Here is a 20,205-nt window from a genome sequence, read left to right as displayed (position 1 = left end):
TCCGTCATCGAAAGGACATCATGGCCTTCCCCTACGACCCCTACGAGTTCCTGCCGAAGTTGCCCACCTTCACGCTGACCTCGGAGTCGGTGACCGACGGCCAACCGCTGTCCAACGATCAGGTCAGCGGCATCATGGGCGCAGGCGGCTCGGACGTCTCGCCGCAGCTGAGCTGGTCGGGCTTCCCGGAGGAGACCCGCAGCTTCGCCGTGACGGTCTACGACCCCGACGCGCCGACCGGTTCGGGGTTCTGGCACTGGGCGGTGTTCAACCTGCCCGCGACCGTCACCGACCTGCCCGCGGGTGTCGGCGACGGCAGCAGCAAGGGCTTCCCCGGTGACGCGGTGACGTTGTCCAACGACGCCGGCCTGCAGCGGTTCATCGGTGCGGCGCCGCCCCCAGGGCACGGCCCGCACCGGTACATCATCGCGGTGCACGCCGTGGACGTCGAGAAGCTCGAGGTGCCCGCCGAGGCGACGCCTGCCTACCTCGGTTTCAACCTCTTCTCCCACGCGATCGCCCGGGCGCTGATCACCGGTACCCACGAACAGAAGTGATGTCAGTCGGCCGCGGAGCCGACGGCCTCGGCCAGTGACGCGAATCCGCCGTCGTGCAGGCGGCGGGCCAGGCCGTCGTGGATGTGCTTGGCCCACAGGCCGCCGCCGTAGATGAAGCCGGTGTAGCCCTGCAGCAGTGAGGCGCCCGCGGTGATGCGGTCCCACGCGTCGTCGGCGGTCTCGATGCCGCCGACGCTCACCAGCACCAGGCGGTCGCCGACCCGCCGGTAGAGCCGGCGCAGCACCTCGGCCGAACGCTGCGCGACCGGCGGCCCGGACACGCCGCCGGCGCCCAGGTCGGTCACGCCGGGGGTGTGAAGCTGCTCCCGCGACACCGTCGTGTTCGTCGCGACGATGCCCGCAAGGCCGAGTTCGACTGCGAGATCGGCGATCTGGTCGATGTCGCCGTCTTCGAGGTCGGGCGCGATCTTCACCAGCACCGGAGCCGTCGTCTGGGCACGGACCGCGGCGAGGATGGGCCGCAGCGAGTCGACCGCTTGCAGGTCGCGCAGCCCCGGGGTGTTGGGGGAGCTGACGTTGACGACGACGAACGCGGCCACCGGCCCGACGTGCCGGGCACTCTCGGTGTAGTCGGCGACGGCGTCCTGCGCCGGGGTGGCCTTCGTCTTGCCGATGTTGACGCCGACGGGGGCGGCGGGTCGCGCCCGCGCCAGCCGCTGCGCCAGCTCGGCCGCGCCGGAGTTGTTGAAGCCCATCCGGTTGAGCAGTGCGCGGTCCTCGGCCAACCGGAACAGCCGCGGCTGCGGGTTGCCCGGTTGCGGGTGCGCGGTCACGGTGCCCACCTCGGCGTAGCCGAAGCCCAGCGCGGGCCAGGTGCGCACGCCGCGGCCGTCCTTGTCGAAGCCGGCGGCCAGCCCGAGCGGGCCGGGGAACCGCACCCCGAACACCGTGGTGGCCAACACCGGGTCGCGCGGAGCGAGCCAGCGTGTCAGCGCGGCCCGCAGCGGGGCCACCGCGGTGACGGCGCGCAGCAGGGTGAACACCCAGGTGTGCACGCGTTCGGCAGGGACCGAGAACAGCAGCCGGCGGACTGCGCGGTAGATCACCTGGTCACTGTCCCGGCTGATCGGTGATGCCCGCGGTCTTCTTGCGGCGCAGCAACACCCGTCGGCTGCCGTCGGTGTAGGCCCGCACCCGGGTCAGTTCCCAGCCGCGGTACTCGGCTTCGATGGACAGCCGGATCGACGCGGTCAGCCGGGTGACGTCGGGTGGCAGCCGCAACGGCACCCACTCGTAGTCGTCGGACAGGTCGCCCTCCCAGCCCTGCGGCATCCGGCCGCGGTGCATGGCGCTCACGGCCCGCCCGCCGCCGCGTTCGCGATCACCTGGACACCGTCTCCCGCACCGGACACGACATACAGCGTGCCCGACGCGTCGTCGAAGGCCAGGGAGTCGGGTTGCCGCACGGTCCGATATCGCACCTTTTCCACCGGGATGCCAGTGGCCAGATCGTATCCAATGACCATGTTGGTGGCAGTCTGCGACACCCAGGACAGCGTCGGTGAGGCGGCCAGCCCGTAGGGCGCCCCGCGCACCGGGTAGCGCTGGCGCAGGATCAGCGGGTCGGTGCCGAACACCAGCAGCCCGTCGCCGCGGGTGTCGGCCACCAGCACCCGCCCCGCCGGGTCGACGGCCATCGTGGTGGCGCCCTCACCGGCGCGCAGCGCGTGCCGGGCGTCGGTGCCGGACGCGTCGACGGTGGTCACCGACGTCTGCCCGCGGTCGAGGACAACCATGGTGTCGCCCTGTGCCGCAAGGGCGTCGACGCGGGCGAAGATCTTCAGTTCCGCGGCCACCGCGGCGAGGTCGCCGTCCGCGGGCGACAGTGTGACCACCGCGCCGTCGGCGGTCCCGAGTGCCAGCCGGCCGTCGGCGCGGCGCGCGATCGCGGTGAAGTCGGTGTCCTGCCGCCCGTCCACGTCGACGCGGGTGGCCCCGCCGCGGGTGGCCCCGCCGCGGGCGACGTCGACGCGGAAGTAGCCGCCCCGTGCGGCGGCGTACACCTCGCCCCGGCCGTCGCCGATCACCGCGGTCGCCGCACCGTCGAGTGACACCGTCCGGGTATCCGTTCCTGGGCCGATGACCGTCACCTGTGAGCGGCCGTCCGCGCCGGCGCCCAGCACCACCAGCGAGCGGGTTGCTCCGTCGAACACGGCGCTTCGGGTCTGCGTGGCGAGCGGCCGCACCAGTCCCGCGGGAGCGCCGCTGACCGGGGGAGACTCCGCGGCGGTCGCCGGCACGATGGTCGGCGGCGGGCCGTCGTCCGGGCCGGTCGCGCAGCCGGCCACGGCGAGGATTGCCACCACCGCGACGCCGGCGAGAAAGCGCTGGGTCACGGAGTTTAGGTGGTATGACAAGGGGTAGCTCTCGGTTCGTGAGGTCGATTCACGGGACGTTCGACAGGTCCAGCAAGTCTAGGCACGTCCGCGACGGGCGGGTCGCGCAGCGATCCGCTTCACCCGGTGTTGCCGACGGCGATACCGGAGGTATGGTGCGACTATGACGCTCGCCACACGTCGGAGTCAGAGCGAAGAAGACTTTTTCATCGAAGACATCTCCACTGGTGTGCACGCCAGCGGGTTCGGCCAGCTCGGCGACGGCCGCAGTTTCTCATTCCACGTCGAGCGCCAGCAGCTCGTGGTCGAGGTGTACCGGCCGCGCCTGAGGCACCCCGTGCCGCAGGCCGAGGACGTGGTGGCGGTCGCGAGCCGCGGCCTCACCGACATCGACCTGTCCGACGAACGCAGCGTCGCCGCGGCCGTGCGCGACGCGGTCGCCGACGCGCATCCGGTGCCGCGCCCCCCTCGCTGACCCGCCGCCCACGGTACGGTCGTCGGCGTGACCGAGGCCATGTCGTGGGTGCAGGTGGTGGTCCTGGCGATCCTGCAGGGCCTCACCGAGTTCCTCCCGGTGTCCTCCTCCGGCCACCTCGCCATCGCCTCGAGGGTGTTCTTCTCCGGTGATGCCGGTGCCTCGTTCACGGCGGTCACCCAGCTCGGCACCGAATTCGCCGTGCTGCTGTACTTCGCCCGCGACATCGGCCGCATCGTCACCGCATGGTTCCGCGGACTGTTCGCGCCCGAACACCGCAACGCGGACTACCGGCTCGGGTGGTACGTGATCATCGGCACCATCCCAATCGGGCTGATCGGCCTGCTGCTCAAGGACGAGATCCGCACGGCGGCCCGCAATCTGTGGGCGATCGCGATCGCGCTGATCGTGTTCTCGGCCGTCATCGCGGCGGCCGAGTACGTCGGGCGCCAGGGCCGCCGTGTGGAGAACCTGACGTGGCGCGACGGCGTGATCGTCGGCCTGGCGCAGTGTCTGGCGCTGCTGCCCGGTGTGTCGCGGTCGGGCGCCACCATCAGCGCCGGGCTGTTCCTCGGGATGAACCGCGAACTCGCCGCCCGATTCGGCTTCCTGCTGGCGATCCCGGCGGTGTTCGCCTCCGGACTCTTCTCGCTGCCCGACGCGTTCGACCCGGTCGGGGAGGGCATGAGCGCCACCGGACCGCAGCTGCTCGTCGCGACGCTCATCGCGTTCGTCGTCGGCTTCGCCGCGGTCGCGTGGTTCCTGCGCTTCCTCGTCCGGCACAGCATGTACTGGTTCGTCGGGTACCGGGTGCTGCTCGGCACGGTCGTGCTGGTGCTGCTCGGCACCGGGGTGGTGGCGGCGTCATGACCGTGATCCTGTTGCGGCACGGCCGCTCCACGTCGAACACCGCGCACACACTGGCGGGCCGCAGCGAGGGCGTGGATCTCGACGACAAGGGCCGCGACCAGGCCGACGGCGTGGTGGAGCGCATCGGCGCGCTGCCCGTGCGCGCGATCGTGCGGTCACCGCTGCTGCGCTGCCGTCGCACGGTCGAACCGCTCGCCGCCGCGCTCCAGCTGGAACCGGTGGTCGACGAGCGGCTCTCGGAGGTCGACTACGGCGCCTGGACCGGCCGCAAGATCGGCGACCTGGTCAAGGAGCCGCTCTGGGCGGTGGTCCAGCAACAGCCAAGCGCCGCGGTGTTCCCCGACGGTGAAGGCCTGGCGCAGGTGCAGGCGCGAGCCGTGGCGGCGGTGCGCGAGCACGACCGGGTGCTGGCCGAGAAGCACGAGGGTGACGTGCTGTGGGTGGCGTGCACCCACGGCGACGTGATCAAGGCGGTGCTGGCCGACGCGCTCGGCGTGCACCTCGACGGCTTCCAGCGCATCACCGCCGACCCCGCGTCGATGAGTGTGATCCGGTACACATCGCTGCGGCCGTTCGTCCTGCATGTCAACCACACCGGGCCGAGCCTGACATCGGGACTGGTGGCCGCCCCGGCCAAGGCCGACGGCGATGCATCAGAGCGGCCGGTGCCCGCCGACGACGCGGTGGTCGGCGGTTCCGTCGACTGACCGGCGCCGTCGTGATTACTGTCGCGACGGCCCTACCGGTATTTTGGGAGGTGCCATGGCCCGCGCTATTCACGTCTTCCGCATGCCCGACCGTTTCGTGGCCGGGACCGTCGGGCAACCCGGCAACCGCACCTTCTATCTGCAGGCCGTGCACGAGAAGCGGGTTGTCTCGGTGATCTTGGAGAAGCAGCAGGTGGCCGTGCTGGCCGAGCGCATCGCGGCGCTGCTGCTCGAGATCAATCGCAGGTTCGGCACCCCGATCCCGCCGGAGACCGGGGAGATCGACGACCTCAGCCCACTCGAGACGCCTGTCGACGCCGAATTCCGGGTCGGCACGATGGGTCTGGGCTGGGACTCCGAGGCGCAGACGATCGTCGTGGAACTGCTCGCCGTCTCCGAGACCGAGTTCGACGCCTCGGTGGTGCTCGACGACGCCGAGGAGGGCCCCGACGCCGTCCGGGTGTTCCTGACGCCCGAGTCGGCACGCCAGTTCGCGAACCGCTCGAACCGGGTCATCTCGGCCGGGCGGCCGCCCTGCCCGCTCTGCGACGAACCGCTCGACCCCGAGGGCCACATCTGCGTCCGCACCAACGGCTACCGGCGCGGCGCGCTCACCGAACCCGACGATGAACCCGACACCTGACCCGGCGGCAGGTGCCGCCAGTGGCGTCGAGGAGGTGCTGCGGTGCGGCGAACTGACCGTCATCGGACGGATCCGCTCGGCGAGCAACGCCACGTTCCTGTGCGAGGCGCATCTGGGCGATCGGCAGGTGCACTGCGTGTACAAGCCGATCGCCGGGGAGGCGCCGCTGTGGGACTTTCCCGACGGCACGCTGGCGGGCCGCGAGGTGGGCGCCTACCTGGTGTCTCACGCACTGGGGTGGGACATCGTGCCGCACACCATCATCCGTGACGGACCTGCCGGCGGCGGGATGATCCAGCTGTGGGTGGACCAGCCCGGCGACGACATCGACGGGGACGCCGACGACGCCCCCGCATCCGGACCCGATCTGGTGGACCTACTGCCCGCCGGCCGGGTGCCACCGGGCTACCTGCCGATCCTGCAGGCCTACGACTACGCCGGCGACGAGGTGACCCTCGTGCACGCCGACGACCCGCGGCTCTACCGGATGGCCGTGTTCGACGTGCTGGTGAACAACGCCGACCGCAAGGGCGGCCACATCCTCACCGGAGTCGACGGCCGTGTCTACGGCGTCGACCACGGCGTCACCCTGCACGTCGAGGACAAGCTGCGCACCGTGCTGTGGGGCTGGTCGGGCAAACCGGTCGACGACCCGACGCTGGAGGCGGTGCTCGGGCTCGACGAGGCGTTGCGCGGCGATCTGGCCGAGCAGCTGCGCGAGCACGTCACCCGTGCAGAGGTCGCCGCTCTGCGTGCGAGAGTGGTTGCGCTGCTGGACGATCCGGTGATGCCGACGCCCGATCGGCACCGGCCGATCCCGTGGCCGGCGTTCTAGTCGCAGTTGGAGCAGACACGGGTCAGCGACAACTGCATGCCGCACGTGCAGAACGCGCCCTCACGCCTCGTGTCGATCGGCTTCACGGCTTTCGCCGCCGGGGTCCGGGTCTTCGCCGGTGCCTTCACGAGGGAGTCGGAGGGCTCATCTGCTGTGCTCATCACTCCTCACGGTAGTCCGTCCGGAGGTCCCATGGTGTCCGCGGACCGCGCGTTGGCGATACTGACCGGATGAGCCTGACCGATGCGGCGCTGGCCGCGGCGGTCGCGGCCGAAGCCGGCGAACTGCTGCTCGGGGTCCGCGACGAGGTGGGCTTCTACGATCCGTACTACCTCGGGGACGTCGGCGACATGCGGGCCAACGCGCTGATCCTCGACCGGCTGCGCCGGCACCGCCCCGACGACGCGGTGCTGTCCGAGGAGGCGGTCGACGACCTGTCCCGGGTGCAGGCCGACCGGGTCTGGATCGTCGACCCGGTGGACGGCACACACGAGTTCTCGCTGCCCGGCCACGACGACTGGGCGGTGCACATCGCGCTGTGGCAGCGCGGCGCAGGCGGCCCCGACGGCGGCCTCACCGACGCGGTGGTGGCGCTGCCCGCCACGGGCGAGGTGTTCCGCAGCGACACCGTCACCCCGCCTCCGCCACGACGGGAGGGGCCCATCCGCATCGCCGCCAGCGCCAGCCGCCCACCGGCGGTGCTGTGGCGTCTGCGTGAGCACCTCGACATCCAGCCGGTGCGGATCGGATCCGCAGGCGCCAAGGCGATGGCGGTGGTGCGCGGCGACGTCGACGCCTACATCCACGCCGGCGGGCAGTGGGAGTGGGACTCCGCGGCTCCCGCGGGGGTCGTCCTCGCCGCGGGCCTGCACGCGTCGCGGCTGGACGGTTCGCCGATGATCTACAACCGCCCCGACCCGTATCTGCCGGACTTCGTGATGTGCCGCAGTGAACTGGCCGACCAGCTGCTGGACATCATCCGCAGGCCCTGACGGGCGGCCCGGGAATCAAATCACGTCCGTCGTTGTCGGTGTCGGGGAGTCACGCACCAGCGGGAGGCCGTCCTGACCGAACACCTTAGAGTCGAAGCCATGCAATCGTGGCCGGCGACGACCGTTCCGGAACTGCCGGGCCGTGGACCGCAGCTGCGCCTCTACGACAGCGCCGACCGTCAGGTGCGGCCCGTGTCGCCCGGCGAGACCGCCACGATGTACGTGTGCGGCATCACCCCGTACGACGCCACCCATCTGGGTCACGCCGCCACCTATCTGACGTTCGATCTGGTGCATCGGCTGTGGCTCGACGCCGGGCACCGGGTGCACTACGTGCAGAACATCACCGACGTCGACGACCCGCTGTTCGAGCGCGCCGCCCGCGACGGGATCGGCTGGCGCGAGCTCGGCGACCGCGAGACCGAACTGTTCCGCCAGGACATGTCCGCGCTGCGGGTGCTGCCGCCGCACCACTACGTCGCCGCGACCGAGGCCATCGCCGAGGTCGTCGAGCTGGTGGAGAAGATGCTGGCCTCCGGCGCGGCGTACGTCGTCGAGGACGCGCAGTACCCGGACGTCTATTTCCGCGCCGACGCCACCGTGCAGTTCGGCTACGAGTCCGGCTACGACCGCGACACCATGCTGCGCCTGTTCGGTGAGCGCGGCGGCGACCCGGACCGTCCGGGCAAGGGCGACCAACTCGACGCGTTGCTGTGGCTCGCCGAGCGGTCCGGCGAGCCGAGCTGGCCGTCGCCGTTCGGCCCGGGCCGGCCGGGCTGGCACGTGGAGTGCGCGGCGATCGCGCTCGACCGCATCGGCACCGGACTGGACATCCAGGGCGGAGGCAGCGACCTGATCTTCCCACACCACGAGTTCTCGGCCGCACACGCCGAATCCGTCACCGGTGAGCGGCGGTTCGCCCGCCACTACGTGCACGCCGGGATGATCGGCTGGGACGGGCACAAGATGTCCAAGAGCCGCGGCAACCTGGTGCTGGTCTCGCGGCTGCGTGCCGAGGGCGTCGATCCCGCGGCGATCCGGCTCGGCCTGCTCGCAGGCCACTACCGCGCCGACCGGTCGTGGAGCGCCGCCGTGCTCGACGAGGCGCAGTCCCGGCTGCGGCACTGGCAGGCCGCGACGATGCTGCAGGCCGGTCCCGACGCAGGCGATGTGCTGGCCCGCGTCCGGCAATACCTCGCCGACGATCTGGACACCCCGAAAGCTCTTGCCGCACTTGATGGCTGGTGCGCCGATGCGTTGCAGTACGGCGGGAACGACGATGAGGCGCCGCGCCTGGTGCGCGACGCCGTCGACGCGCTGCTCGGCGTGCAGCTCCCGTAGCCCGGAGGTGATCGACCGCCCGCGCCGGACGGCGAAGACCGACGCTTGACGGCCTCCGGCCGCGTGGTCCCGGCACGAACGCCGACCCGGTGGAGTAGCTTGCGTCGCATGACTTCGGTACGTGGCAAGGTCGTGGTGATCACCGGCGGCGCGAGGGGTGTGGGCGAGGAACTGGCCCGCAGGCTGCATGCGAAGGGCGCCACGTTGGTGCTGACCGACCTCGACGAGGGGCCGCTGGCCGCACTGGCCGGCGACCTCGGCGAGGACCGCGTGCTGACCGTCGTGGCCGATGTGAGCGACCTCAAGAGCATGCAGGGAGTGGCGGAGCAGGCGGTGGCCCGCTTCGGCGGCATCGACATCGTCATCGCCAACGCCGGCATCGCCAGCTACGGCTCGGTGCTGGTGGTCGATCCCGACGCGTTCCGGCGGGTGCTCGACGTCAACATCGTCGGCGTGTTCAACACCGTCCGGGCCACCCTGCCGTCATTGATCGACCGCAAGGGATACATCCTGGTCGTCTCGTCGCTGGCGGCATTCGCGGCCGCGCCCGGCATGGCGCCCTACGACGCATCGAAGGCGGGCGTCGAGCAGTTCGCGAACGCCCTGCGGCTGGAGGTGGCGCATCACGGCGTCGGAGTGGGCTGCGCACATATGTCCTGGATCGACACGCCACTGGTGCAGGACACCAAGAGCGATCTGCCGAGCTTCGTCGCGATGCTCGACTCCCTCCCGGGGCCGTTGAGCAAGACCACCTCGGTGGAGGAGTGCGGCGAGGTGTTCGTCAAGGGCATCGAACGCCGCAAAGACCGCATCTACTGCCCGCGCTGGGTGGGGCTCGCCCGCTGGTTCAAACCGGTGCTCACCACCAGGATCGGGCAGGCATCGCTGCTGAAGGCGGCGCCGAAGATCCTGCCGCAGATGGACGCCGAGGTCACCGCACTGAAGCGTTCGCTGGGCGCCCGCACCCACGGCCTGAAGAAGTGATTCGCCGTGTCGCCGCGATCCTGATCGGAACCATCCTGCTCGCCGGTTGTGTCAAGGACGGCCGGGAAGCCGACCCGTCGACCCCGCCACCCCCCGCGGAAGTCACCCCGCAGCAGGCGCGCGCGATCGCCAAGGAGGCCTACGTCTGGGGTTTCCCGGTCGTCGACAACTACCGGGTGCAGTACTCGTACTTCGTCAACCGCGACAACCCCGAGTACAAGGGCGGCTGGAACGCGATCCACAACACCGCGCGGCTGTTCACGCCGGAGGACAAGACCGTCCAGACGCCGAACTCCGACACGCCCTATTCGGTGGTGGGCGCCGACCTGCGCGCCGAGCCACTGGTGCTGACGGTTCCGCCGGTCGAACAGGACCGCTACTACTCGCTGCAGTTCGTCAACGGCTATACCAACAACATCGCCTACGTCGGCAGCCGTACCACCGGCAACGGCGGGGGGAAGTACCTGCTCGCCGGCCCCGGCTGGCAGGGCGACAAGCCCGAGGGCGTCGACGAGGTGATCCGGTCGGACACCGAGCTGAACAACGTCATCTACCGCACCCAGCTGTTGAACCCGTCGGACCTGGAGAACGTCAAGCGGATCCAGGCCGGCTACCAGGTGACGCCGCTGTCGGTGTTCCTCCGGCAACCGCCTGCTGCGCCTGCGCCCGCGATCGACTTCGTGCCGCCGCTGACGCCCGACCAGCAGCGCACCTCGCCGCAGTTCTTCGAGATCCTCAACTTCGCGCTGCGGTTCGCGCCCGTGCTGCCCGAGGAGAAGGACCTCCGCGACCGGTTCGCGACCATCGGCATCGGGCCCGACGGTGACTTCGCGGCCGACGAGCTCAGCCCGGAGATGCGCTCGGCCGTCGAGGGCGGCATGGCCGACGCCTGGGCGGAGCTCGACAAACTGAAGAAGGACAAGATCGACACCGGTGAGGTGGGGCCGGCGCAGTTCTTCGGCACCGCCGCCGAACTGAAGGGCAACTACCTCTATCGGATGGCCGGCGCGGTGTTCGGCATCTACGGCAACACCGCTGCTGAGGCGCTGTATCCGACGCTGACCAACGACTCCACCGGGGCGCCGCTGACCGGCGCCAACAACTACACCGTGCGGTTCGCGCCCGGCCAGCTGCCGCCGGTCAATGCGTTCTGGTCGCTGACCATGTACGAGATGCCGCAGAGCCTGCTCGTCACCAACCCGCTGAACCGCTGGCTGATCAACTCGCCGATGCTGCCCAGCCTGGTCGCCGATCCCGACGGCGGGTACACGTTCCTGGTGCAGAACAAGTCGCCGGGCATCGACAAGGAGTCGAACTGGCTGCCCGCGCCCGCCGGCCCGTTCCAGATGGTGCTGCGGCTGTACTGGCCGAAACCCGACGCGCTGAACGGCACCTGGAAGCCGCCGCAGGCCGTCAAGAGCTGAGCGGTCCGGCCTAGCTGCGGTAACCCGGTCCGCGCCGGCGCAGGTAACGCTCGAACTCGGCGGCCAGCGCGTCGCCGTCGATCTTGCTCAGGGTCTCGTGCATGTCGACCTCGGCGTCGCCGCGTTCCTCGAGTGCCGTCACGTACTCGGCGATCTCGTCGTCGTCGGCGGTCATCTCCGTGACGGCCTCTTCCCACTCCTCGGCGGCCGTCGGCAGGTCCGCCAGCGGCACCTCGATGTCCAGCACGTCCTCGACCCGGCGCAGCAGCGCGACCGTCGCCTTGGGGTTCGGCGGCTGCGAGACGTAGTGCGGTACGGCCGCCCAGAAGGTCACCGCGGGGATGCCGGCCTGCACGCACGCGTCCTGGAACACCCCGGCGATGCCGGTCGGTCCCTCGTAGCGGGTCTCCTCGAGCCCGAAGAACTTGGCCGACTCGGGGGAGTAGGCGGCTCCGGACACCGGCACCGGCCGGGTGTGCGGGGTGTCGGCCAGCAGCGCGCCGAGGATCACGACCGTCTGGACGTTCAGCTTGTCGGCGATCGCCAGGAGTTCGGCGCAGAACGTCCGCCACCGCATGTTCGGCTCGACGCCGTGCATCAGCACGATGTCGCGTTCGGCGCCCGGCGGGCGGCAGTGCGAGATCCGCATCGACGGCCACACCAGCTCGCGGGTGACACCGTCGATCTGCCGGATCACCGGGCGATTGACCTGGTAGTCGTAGTAGGACTCGTCGTCGATCTCGACGATCGGGTCGGCCTCCCAGATCGCGTCCAGGTGCTCGAGCGCGTCGCTGGCCGCGTCTCCGGCGTCGTTCCAGCCCTCGAACGCCGCGACGATGATGGCGTCGTGCAGTTCGGGCAGCTCAGGTCCCTTCGGTGCACCGAATTCCGATGGGGTCACCTGGCCAGCGTAAGGCCTCCGGGGTGGTGACGAGCGTCATCGGCCGCTCGGGCGGGGTGCACGCCGCGACTACCCTGTCGTTGTGACCGCAGCCGCTCCAGCAGGCCGGGGCCGGCGAGACGAAATACCCTCGGCTGCACCTCGGTTGATCGTGGTGCGATCACCGAACAGGTCGTGGTCAGCCGGGCGTCCGGACGTCGATCGGGTGAGGACGTAGACTTTTCTGGTCGAGAGGCGTTGCAACGGCTATCGGGGGGCCTGGATCTCCCTCGGTATCCGCCACGCTCGGCAGAGTCAAGGACGCCTTCCGCTACGGAAGGAGTGCGCGTGAACACGTCTGAGTCGACCGCCGTCGAGTCGAACACCGTCGAGTCGACCACCTTCGCGCCGAACATCCGCCCCGACTGCACCGAGGAACTGACGGCAGCTCTGCGCCAGCGGATCGTGGTGATCGACGGCGCGATGGGCACGGCGATCCAGCGCGACCGACCCGACGAGGCCGGCTACCGCGGCGACCGGTTCACCGAGTGGCCGACCGCCCTGCAGGGCAACAACGACCTGCTCAACCTGACGCAGCCGCAGATCATCGAGGGCATCCACCGCGAGTACCTCGAGGCGGGCGCCGACATCCTCGAGACCAACACGTTCAACGCGAACGCGGTCTCGCTCTCGGACTACGACATGGCCGAGCTCGCCTACGAGCTGAATTTCGCCGGCGCCGCGCTGGCCCGCAGCGCAGCCGACGAGTACAGCACCCCGGACAAGCCCCGCTACGTCGCGGGCGCGCTGGGGCCCACCACGCGGACCGCGTCGATCTCACCGGACGTCAACGACCCCGGAGCGCGCAACGTCTCCTACGACCAGCTGGTCGCCGCCTATCTCGAGGCCGCCAACGGCCTTGTCGACGGCGGTGCCGACCTCCTCATCATCGAGACGATCTTCGACTCGCTGAACGCCAAGGCGGCGGTGTTCGCCGTCGAGACCCTGTTCGAGGAGCGCGGACGCCGCTGGCCGTTGATCATCTCGGGCACGATCACCGACGCCTCAGGGCGGACACTGTCCGGTCAGGTCACCGAGGCGTTCTGGAATGCGATCAGGCACGCCAAGCCGCTCGCGGTCGGCCTGAACTGCGCCCTGGGCGCGCCGGAGATGAGGCCCTACATCGCCGAGATGGCGCGGATCGCGGACACCTTCGTGTCCTGCTACCCGAATGCCGGCCTGCCCAACGCGTTCGGCGAGTACGACGAGGACCCGGAGCATCAGGCCGGCTACATCGGCGAGTTCGCCGAAGCCGGCCTGGTCAACCTCGTCGGTGGGTGCTGCGGAACGGCGCCCGAGCACATCGCCGAGATCGCCAAGGTCGTCGAGGGCAAGCCGCCGCGCGAGCTGCCGGAGATCGAGGTCGCCACCCGGCTCGCGGGCCTGGAGCCGCTCAACATCAACGACGACTCCCTGTTCGTCAACATCGGTGAGCGCACCAACATCACCGGTTCGGCCCGGTTCCGGAACCTGATCAAGGCCGAGGACTACGACACCGCGCTGTCGGTCGCCCTGCAGCAGGTCGAGGTCGGTGCGCAGGTCATCGACATCAACATGGACGAGGGCATGATCGACGGCGTCGCCGCGATGGACCGGTTCACCAAGCTGATCGCGGCCGAACCGGACATCAGTCGCGTCCCGGTGATGATCGACTCGTCCAAGTGGGAGGTCATCGAGGCGGGCCTGAAGAACGTGCAGGGCAAGCCGATCGTCAACTCGATCTCCATGAAGGAGGGCGAGGAGAAGTTCATCCGCGAGGCACGGCTGTGCCGCAAGTACGGTGCCGCCGTCGTCGTGATGGCCTTCGACGAGCAGGGCCAGGCCGACAATCTGGAGCGCCGCAAGGAGATCTGCGGGCGCGCCTACCGGATCCTGACCGAGGAGGTCGGCTTCCCGCCCGAGGACATCATCTTCGACCCGAACTGCTTCGCGCTCGCGACGGGCATCGAGGAGCACGCGACATACGGGATCGACTTCATCGAGGCCTGCGCCTGGATCAAGGAGAACCTCCCCGGCGTGCACATCTCCGGCGGCATCTCCAACGTGTCGTTCTCGTTCCGGGGCAACAACCCCGTCCGCGAGGCGATCCACGCGGTGTTCCTCTACCACGCCATCAAGGCCGGCCTGGACATGGGCATCGTCAATGCCGGTGCGCTGGTGCCCTACGACTCGATCGACCCCGAACTGCGGGACCGGATCGAGGACGTCGTGCTGAACCGTCGCGAGGACGCCGCCGAACGGCTGCTGGAGATCGCCGAGCGATTCAACAGCTCGGAGAAGGCCGATGATCCGGTGGCGGCCGAGTGGCGCAGCCTCCCGATCCGGGAGCGGATCACGCACGCCCTGGTCAAGGGCATCGACGCCAACGTCGACGCCGACACCGAGGAACTGCGCGCCGAGATCGAGGCAGCGGGCGGTCGTCCGATCGAGGTGATCGAGGGCCCGCTGATGGATGGCATGAACGTCGTCGGCGACCTGTTCGGCGCGGGCAAGATGTTCCTGCCGCAGGTGGTGAAGTCGGCCCGGGTGATGAAGAAGGCCGTGGCGTACCTGTTGCCGTTCATCGAGGCGGAGAAGGAGCAGACCGGGGCCGCTGCGAGCAAGGACACCAACGGCACGATCATCATGGCGACCGTCAAGGGTGACGTCCACGACATCGGCAAGAACATCGTCGGAGTCGTGCTGCAGTGCAACAACTACGAGGTGATCGACCTCGGTGTGATGGTGCCTGCCGACAAGATCCTGGACGCGGCCAAGGAGCACGACGCCGACATCATCGGGCTGTCCGGCCTGATCACCCCGTCGCTGGACGAGATGGTCAACTTCGCCGTCGAGATGGAGCGCCAGGGCCTGGAGATCCCGCTGCTGATCGGCGGCGCGACCACCTCGCGCGCTCACACCGCCGTGAAGGTGGCGCCGCGCCGAAGCGGTCCGGTGGTCTGGGTGAAGGACGCGTCCCGCTCGGTGCCGGTCGCCGCGGCCCTGCTCGACGACAAGCAGCGGCCTGCCCTGCTGGAGGCCACCGAGAAGGATTACGCGTCGCTTCGCGAGCGGCATGCGCAGAAGAGCGAGCGGCCGATGCTGACGCTGGAGAAGGCGCGGGCGAACCGGACGCCGATCGACTGGGACGACTACACGCCGCCGGTGCCCGCGCAAGGCCTCGGCGTGCGGGAGTTCGGCGACTACGACTTCGCCGAGCTGCGCGAGTACATCGACTGGCAACCGTTCTTCAATGCCTGGGAGATGAAGGGCCGCTTCCCCGACATCCTCAACAACCCGGTGTCGGGCGAGACGGCCCGCAAGCTGTACGACGACGCCCAGGAGATGCTGGACACCCTCATCAAGGAGAAGTGGCTGACCGCCAACGGCGTGATCGGCTTCTTCCCGGCGAACGCGGTCGGTGACGACGTCGAGGTCTACACCGACGAGAGCCGTTCCGAGGTGCTGAAGACGTTGCGCAACCTGCGCCAGCAGGGCGAGCACCGCGACGGCATCCCGAACCGGTCCCTCGGCGATTTCGTCGCGCCCAAGGACACGGGCCTCCGGGACTACGTCGGCGCGTTCGCCGTAACGACGGGGCTCGGCATCCACGACAGGATCGCCGAATTCAAGGCGGCCAACGACGACTACAACGCGATCCTGCTGGAGTCGCTCGCCGACCGGCTGGCAGAGGCGTTCGCCGAACGGATGCACCAGCGGGTCCGCAAGGAGTTCTGGGGATACCAGCCCGACGAGCAGCTGGACAACGAGGCGCTGATCGGTGAGAAGTACTCAGGCATCCGCCCCGCCCCCGGCTACCCGGCCTGCCCGGAACACACCGAGAAGGCGACGCTTTGGGAGTTGATGGACGTCAAGGAGCGCACCGGGATCGAGCTGACCGAGTCGATGGCGATGTGGCCCGGCGCCGCCGTCAGCGGCTGGTACTTCTCGCACCCGCAGTCGCAGTACTTCGTCGTCGGCCGGATCTCCCAGGACCAGGTCGCCGACTACGCGAAGCGCAAGGGCTGGACGCTGAAGGAGGCCGAGCGCTGGCTCGCCCCCAATCTCGGCTACAACCCGGAGGACTGAATGGGGGAGGTGCTCGCCGCCGTCCTCTTCGACATGGACGGCACCCTGGTGGATTCCGAGAAACTGTGGGACATCTCGCTGGAGGCGCTCTACGGCCGGCTCGGCGGTGAACTGAGCGCCGAGGTGCGCCAGGCGCTGGTGGGCAGCTCGGCGGAGAACACCATGCGCACCGTGTTCGCCGACCTGCGCCTGGAGCCCGACCCGGAGGCGATGGCCGAGGCGCACCGGTGGCTGCACGACTACACCGCCGAGTTGTTCGAGCAGGGCCTGCCGTGGTGTGCGGGAGCTCGCGAGCTGCTCGATGCGCTGGCCGCCGATGGGGTGCCGTTGGCGCTGGTCACCAACACGCTGCGGCCACTCACCGACAAAGCACTCAAAAGCATTGGCGGTCACTACTTCTCGGCTACCGTCTGCGGCGACGAGGTGACGAACGGCAAACCAGCGCCGGATCCGTATCTGCGTGCGGCGGAGTTGCTGGGACTGGCGCCCGGCGCGTGCCTGGCCGTCGAGGATTCGGTGACGGGCACGGCGGCCGCCGAGGGCGCGGGCTGCCCGGTACTGGTGGTGCCCAACGACATCGCGGTGCCCGCCGGGCCGGGACGGCGCCACGCGCAGTCGCTGCTCGGCCTCGGCGTCGAGGACCTCCGGGCCATCCACGCCGGGCTGACCGACGAGCTCTCCGAACGCAGCGCCTGAGCACAAGTTCACGGCCCACTTCCCGGTCTCGATACGCCCTTGCGCAGGTGTGAATTGTGCAATCGTGGGGAACGAGTGATTCCACGCAGCGCTGCGGAAAGGAAATCCCATGGCAGGACACGGTGGAGCCCCGGTAGGCGATGACCTACCGGTCTCGGACGAGGACTTCTCCTCGGGCAAGACCGCGTTGCGGATCGCATCGGTGGCCGCGCTCGGCGGCCTGCTGTTCGGGTACGACAGTGCGGTGATCAACGGTGCGGTCGACTCGATCCAGGAGGACTTCGGGATCGGCAACGCCGAACTCGGCTTCGCCGTCGCCTCGGCGCTGCTGGGCGCCGCGGCGGGCGCCATGACCGCGGGCCGCATCGCCGACAAGATCGGCCGCATCGCGGTGATGAAGATCGCCGCGGTGCTCTTCCTGATCAGTGCCTTCGGCACCGGCCTCGCGCCCGATGTGCTGTGGGTGGTCATCTTCCGGGTGGTCGGCGGCATCGGCGTCGGCGTCGCGTCGGTCATCGCGCCCGCCTACATCGCCGAGACCTCGCCACCGGGCATCCGTGGCCGGCTGGGTTCGCTGCAACAGCTGGCGATCGTCTCCGGCATCTTCCTGTCCTTCGTCGTCAACTGGCTCCTGCAGTGGACCGCGGGCGGGCCCAACGAGCCGCTGTGGCTGGGCCTCGACGCCTGGCGCTGGATGTTTCTGGCCATGGCGCTGCCCGCCGTGCTGTACGGCGCACTGGCCTTCACCATCCCGGAGTCGCCGCGCTATCTCGTTGCCAGCCACAAGATCCCGGAAGCCCGCCGGGTGCTCAACATGCTGCTCGGGCAGAAGAACCTGGAGATCACCATCACCCGCATCCGGGAGACTCTGGAGCGCGAGGACAAGCCGTCGTGGCGTGACCTGCGCAAGCCGACCGGCGGCATTTACGGCATCGTCTGGGTGGGCCTGGGCCTGTCGATCTTCCAGCAGTTCGTCGGCATCAACGTGATCTTCTACTACTCGAACGTGCTCTGGCAGGCCGTCGGATTCAGCGCCGACGAATCGGCGATCTACACCGTGATCACGTCGGTGATCAACGTGCTCACCACCCTGATCGCCATCGCGCTCATCGACAAGATAGGCCGGAAACCGTTGCTCCTCATCGGTTCCTCCGGCATGGCCGTCACACTCATCACGATGGCGGTCATCTTCGCCAACGCGGCCGTGGGGCCCGACGGCAACCCGAGCCTGCCCGGCGCGTCGGGCGTGGTCGCGCTGGTGGCGGCCAACCTGTTCGTCGTCGCCTTCGGCATGTCGTGGGGTCCGGTGGTCTGGGTGCTGCTGGGCGAGATGTTCCCCAACCGCATCCGCGCCGCGGCTCTCGGGATCGCCGCCGCCGGCCAGTGGGCGGCGAACTGGCTGATCACCGTCACCTTCCCCGGCCTGCGCGAACACCTCGGGCTGGCCTACGGCTTCTACGGGTTGTGCGCGATCCTGTCCGGGCTCTTCGTGTGGCGCTGGGTGATGGAGACCAAGGGCGTGTCGTTGGAGGACATGCACGGCTCGATCCTCAAGGGCGAGGAGTTGCCCAGAGCCGCCACCTGAGCAGCGGTCGGGCGTCGCCCGGTCGACCTGGCATGGGACAATAACTGCCCGTGAAGACCTTCGACGCCCTGTTCGCCGAGCTCAGCGAGAAAGCGCGCAGCCGGCCCGCCGGCAGCGGCACCGTCGCCGCGCTGGACGGCGGCGTGCACGGCCTCGGCAAGAAGATCCTCGAGGAGGCTGGCGAGGTGTGGCTGGCGGCCGAGCACGAGAGTGACGACGCGCTCGCCGACGAAGTCAGCCAGCTCCTGTACTGGACCCAGGTGCTGATGCTGGCCCGCGGGCTGTCCCTCGACGACGTCTACCGGAAGCTGTGAGCGGCATGTTGCGGGTAGCGGTTCCCAACAAGGGCGCGCTGAGCGAATCCGCCGCGGAGATCCTCGCCGAGGCGGGATACCGGAAGCGCACAGACCCCAAGGACCTCACGGTCATCGACCCGGCCAACAACGTGGAGTTCTTCTTCCTGCGGCCCAAGGACATCGCGATCTACGTCGGCTCGGGCCAGCTGGACCTCGGCATCACCGGGCGGGATCTGGCCGCCGAGTCGGATGCGCCGGTACGCGAGCGGCTTGCGCTCGGCTTCGGTTCGTCGACGTTCCGCTACGCCGCACCGGCGGGCCGGGACTGGACCGCGGCCGACCTGGCCGGTAAGCGGATCGCCACGGCCTACCCGAATCTCGTGCGGAAAGACCTGGCGGCGCGGGGGATCGACGCCGCGGTGATCCGGCTGGACGGTGCCGTGGAGATCTCGGTCCAGCTCGGGGTGGCCGACGCGATCGCCGACGTGGTCGGCTCCGGCCGCACGTTGCGACAGCACAATCTGACGGCTTTCGGTGAGTCGCTGTGTGATTCGGAGGCGGTGCTGATCGAGCAGGACGGCCCGTCCGACGACAGGTCGGCCGCCTGCGACCAGCTGGCCGCCCGGGTGCAGGGCGTGGTGTTCGGCCAGCAGTACCTGATGCTGGACTACGACTGCCCGCGCACGGTGCTCGACCGCGCCACCGCCGTCACCCCGGGACTCGAATCACCCACCATCGCACCGCTGGCCGACCCCGACTGGGTGGCGGTGCGGGCACTGGTGCCGCGCCGCGACGTCAACGCCATCATGGACGAGATCGCCGCCATCGGCGCCAAGGCGATCCTGGCCTCCGACATCAGGTTCTGCCGCTTCTAGATCGCCGGGCCCCGTCACGGTCTGCGTGTTAGCGTCCGGAGGACGTTTCGCCCGCCCTCGGAGGTACGCATGACGCATGTCCTGGTGTTGGTGCTCGCGCTGCTGATCGGGGTGATCGCCGGGCTGCGGGCGCTGACCGCCCCGGCGGTGGTGGCCTGGGGCGCGTTCCTGGGCTGGATCGACGTCGAGGGCAAATGGTCGGAATGGGTGGCACATCCGATCACCGTGGCGGTGCTCTCCGTCCTCCTGGTGGTCGAGCTCGTCACCGACCAGCTGCCGAAGACGCCGAGCCGCAAGACGCCGCCGCAGTTCGTCACCCGCCTCCTGATGGGCGCATTCGCCGGTGCGGTGATCGGCAGCGCGTTCTACCACACCTTCAGCTCCATCGGCGCCGGGATGATCGGCGCGGTGCTCGGCACACTGGGCGGCGCGGAGCTGCGGTCCCGGCTGGGGGCGGCGAACGGTGGTAAGGACCGGCCCGGTGCGATCATCGAGGACGCTGTCGCCGTCGGCGGCGGTTTCCTGGTCGTGTTCCTCGTCAGCCTGATCTGAGCGGACGC

Annotated in this window: 21 protein-coding genes; 16 read left to right on the top strand and 5 right to left on the bottom strand. The window is 69.6% G+C overall.

Translation table 11 applies throughout. The features are described from left to right. Positions 1 to 20: 20 nt before the first annotated feature. Positions 21 to 557, top strand: coding sequence for a YbhB/YbcL family Raf kinase inhibitor-like protein (locus tag O6P37_RS18305; protein WP_269895408.1), 537 nt, complete (start codon positions 21 to 23; stop codon positions 555 to 557). A 2-nt stretch (positions 558 to 559) separates the two neighbouring features. On the opposite strand, the gene O6P37_RS18300 is transcribed toward O6P37_RS18305, so the two are convergent. Genes O6P37_RS18300 through O6P37_RS18290 form a run of 3 tightly spaced genes read right to left on the bottom strand, consistent with a single transcriptional unit; the run spans position 560 to position 2,935 of the window. Beyond that, entirely contained in the window at positions 560 to 1,621 is a 1,062-nt protein-coding gene (locus O6P37_RS18300; RefSeq protein WP_269895451.1) for a quinone-dependent dihydroorotate dehydrogenase, read from the bottom strand. 7 nt (positions 1,622 to 1,628) lie between these two features. Then, positions 1,629 to 1,865, bottom strand: a complete 237-nt coding sequence (locus O6P37_RS18295; RefSeq protein ID WP_264012514.1) for a DUF5703 family protein — start codon at positions 1,863 to 1,865, stop codon at positions 1,629 to 1,631. Positions 1,866 to 1,870: 5 nt separating this feature from the next. Continuing rightward, on the bottom strand, positions 1,871 to 2,935 hold the full coding sequence (locus tag O6P37_RS18290; RefSeq protein ID WP_408633198.1) for a YncE family protein: 1,065 nt from the start codon (positions 2,933 to 2,935) through the stop codon (positions 1,871 to 1,873). 142 nt (positions 2,936 to 3,077) lie between these two features. Between O6P37_RS18290 and O6P37_RS18285 the strand changes: the two genes are divergently transcribed. From O6P37_RS18285 to O6P37_RS18265, 5 genes are read left to right on the top strand one after another with little or no spacing between them, the layout of a single operon-like run. Further along, positions 3,078 to 3,389 carry a hypothetical protein gene (locus tag O6P37_RS18285; protein ID WP_269895406.1) on the top strand — a complete coding sequence of 104 codons (312 nt, stop codon included), beginning with the start codon at positions 3,078 to 3,080 and terminating at the stop codon, positions 3,387 to 3,389. Positions 3,390 to 3,428: 39 nt separating this feature from the next. Continuing rightward, positions 3,429 to 4,259, top strand: a complete 831-nt coding sequence (locus tag O6P37_RS18280) for an undecaprenyl-diphosphate phosphatase (protein ID WP_269895450.1) — start codon at positions 3,429 to 3,431, stop codon at positions 4,257 to 4,259. After that, entirely contained in the window at positions 4,256 to 4,966 is a 711-nt protein-coding gene (locus tag O6P37_RS18275) for a histidine phosphatase family protein (protein WP_269895405.1), read from the top strand. Before O6P37_RS18280 ends, O6P37_RS18275 begins: the two co-directional genes overlap by 4 nt. Before the next feature lie 55 nt (positions 4,967 to 5,021). After that, positions 5,022 to 5,609, top strand: coding sequence for a DUF3090 domain-containing protein (locus tag O6P37_RS18270; protein ID WP_269895404.1), 588 nt, complete (start codon positions 5,022 to 5,024; stop codon positions 5,607 to 5,609). Then, on the top strand, positions 5,593 to 6,444 hold the full coding sequence (locus tag O6P37_RS18265; protein ID WP_269895403.1) for an SCO1664 family protein: 852 nt from the start codon (positions 5,593 to 5,595) through the stop codon (positions 6,442 to 6,444). Before O6P37_RS18270 ends, O6P37_RS18265 begins: the two co-directional genes overlap by 17 nt. Here O6P37_RS18265 and O6P37_RS18260 read toward each other — a convergent pair. Further along, positions 6,441 to 6,605, bottom strand: coding sequence for a hypothetical protein (locus O6P37_RS18260; RefSeq protein ID WP_264010701.1), 165 nt, complete (start codon positions 6,603 to 6,605; stop codon positions 6,441 to 6,443). The two genes, O6P37_RS18265 and O6P37_RS18260, sit on opposite strands and share 4 nt — an antisense overlap. A 69-nt stretch (positions 6,606 to 6,674) precedes the next feature. Here O6P37_RS18260 and O6P37_RS18255 point away from each other — a divergent pair, with 69 nt between their 5' ends. The 4 genes from O6P37_RS18255 to O6P37_RS18240 all read left to right on the top strand — a co-directional run bounded on the left by O6P37_RS18255 (position 6,675) and on the right by O6P37_RS18240 (position 11,185). Then, positions 6,675 to 7,436: a 3'(2'),5'-bisphosphate nucleotidase CysQ gene (locus O6P37_RS18255; RefSeq protein ID WP_269895402.1), complete on the top strand. Its 762-nt coding sequence runs from the start codon at positions 6,675 to 6,677 to the stop codon at positions 7,434 to 7,436. Positions 7,437 to 7,535: 99 nt separating this feature from the next. After that, complete coding sequence (gene mshC / locus O6P37_RS18250) at positions 7,536 to 8,777, top strand: cysteine--1-D-myo-inosityl 2-amino-2-deoxy-alpha-D-glucopyranoside ligase (protein WP_269895401.1); 1,242 nt, start codon at positions 7,536 to 7,538, stop codon at positions 8,775 to 8,777. Positions 8,778 to 8,885: 108 nt separating this feature from the next. Then, positions 8,886 to 9,761 carry an SDR family oxidoreductase gene (locus O6P37_RS18245; RefSeq protein ID WP_269895400.1) on the top strand — a complete coding sequence of 292 codons (876 nt, stop codon included), beginning with the start codon at positions 8,886 to 8,888 and terminating at the stop codon, positions 9,759 to 9,761. Next, positions 9,758 to 11,185 (top strand): DUF1254 domain-containing protein, encoded by a 1,428-nt coding sequence (locus O6P37_RS18240; RefSeq protein ID WP_269895399.1) that lies wholly within the window; start codon positions 9,758 to 9,760, stop codon positions 11,183 to 11,185. The genes O6P37_RS18245 and O6P37_RS18240 overlap by 4 nt, the downstream gene beginning before the upstream one ends. A gap of 10 nt (positions 11,186 to 11,195) precedes the next feature. Here the strand turns inward: O6P37_RS18240 and O6P37_RS18235 are convergent, their stop codons facing one another. After that, positions 11,196 to 12,086: a PAC2 family protein gene (locus O6P37_RS18235; protein WP_269895398.1), complete on the bottom strand. Its 891-nt coding sequence runs from the start codon at positions 12,084 to 12,086 to the stop codon at positions 11,196 to 11,198. Positions 12,087 to 12,548: 462 nt separating this feature from the next. Here O6P37_RS18235 and metH point away from each other — a divergent pair, with 462 nt between their 5' ends. The 6 genes from metH (at position 12,549) to O6P37_RS18205 (ending at position 20,197) form a co-directional block, all read left to right on the top strand. Then, positions 12,549 to 16,193: a methionine synthase gene (gene metH, locus O6P37_RS18230; RefSeq protein WP_269895449.1), complete on the top strand. Its 3,645-nt coding sequence runs from the start codon at positions 12,549 to 12,551 to the stop codon at positions 16,191 to 16,193. Continuing rightward, the gene (locus tag O6P37_RS18225; RefSeq protein ID WP_269895397.1) at positions 16,194 to 16,889 is read left to right on the top strand and encodes an HAD family hydrolase; all 696 of its coding nucleotides are present in this window, start codon (positions 16,194 to 16,196) and stop codon (positions 16,887 to 16,889) included. A 109-nt stretch (positions 16,890 to 16,998) separates the two neighbouring features. Continuing rightward, positions 16,999 to 18,474: a sugar porter family MFS transporter gene (locus O6P37_RS18220; RefSeq protein ID WP_269895396.1), complete on the top strand. Its 1,476-nt coding sequence runs from the start codon at positions 16,999 to 17,001 to the stop codon at positions 18,472 to 18,474. Positions 18,475 to 18,518: 44 nt separating this feature from the next. Then, positions 18,519 to 18,788: a phosphoribosyl-ATP diphosphatase gene (locus O6P37_RS18215; protein ID WP_264010707.1), complete on the top strand. Its 270-nt coding sequence runs from the start codon at positions 18,519 to 18,521 to the stop codon at positions 18,786 to 18,788. A 5-nt stretch (positions 18,789 to 18,793) separates the two neighbouring features. Further along, entirely contained in the window at positions 18,794 to 19,645 is an 852-nt protein-coding gene (hisG, locus tag O6P37_RS18210; protein ID WP_269895395.1) for an ATP phosphoribosyltransferase, read from the top strand. 69 nt (positions 19,646 to 19,714) lie between these two features. After that, on the top strand, positions 19,715 to 20,197 hold the full coding sequence (locus tag O6P37_RS18205; RefSeq protein WP_269895394.1) for a DUF4126 family protein: 483 nt from the start codon (positions 19,715 to 19,717) through the stop codon (positions 20,195 to 20,197). Positions 20,198 to 20,205: the final 8 nt, after the last annotated feature.

It is taken from the genome of Mycobacterium hippophais (assembly GCF_027529605.1).
GTDB classification, from domain to species: domain Bacteria; phylum Actinomycetota; class Actinomycetes; order Mycobacteriales; family Mycobacteriaceae; genus Mycobacterium; species Mycobacterium arseniciresistens.
The sequence above is the reverse complement of the archived record's forward strand: the minus strand, read 5'-3'. Positions and strand labels throughout refer to the sequence as shown.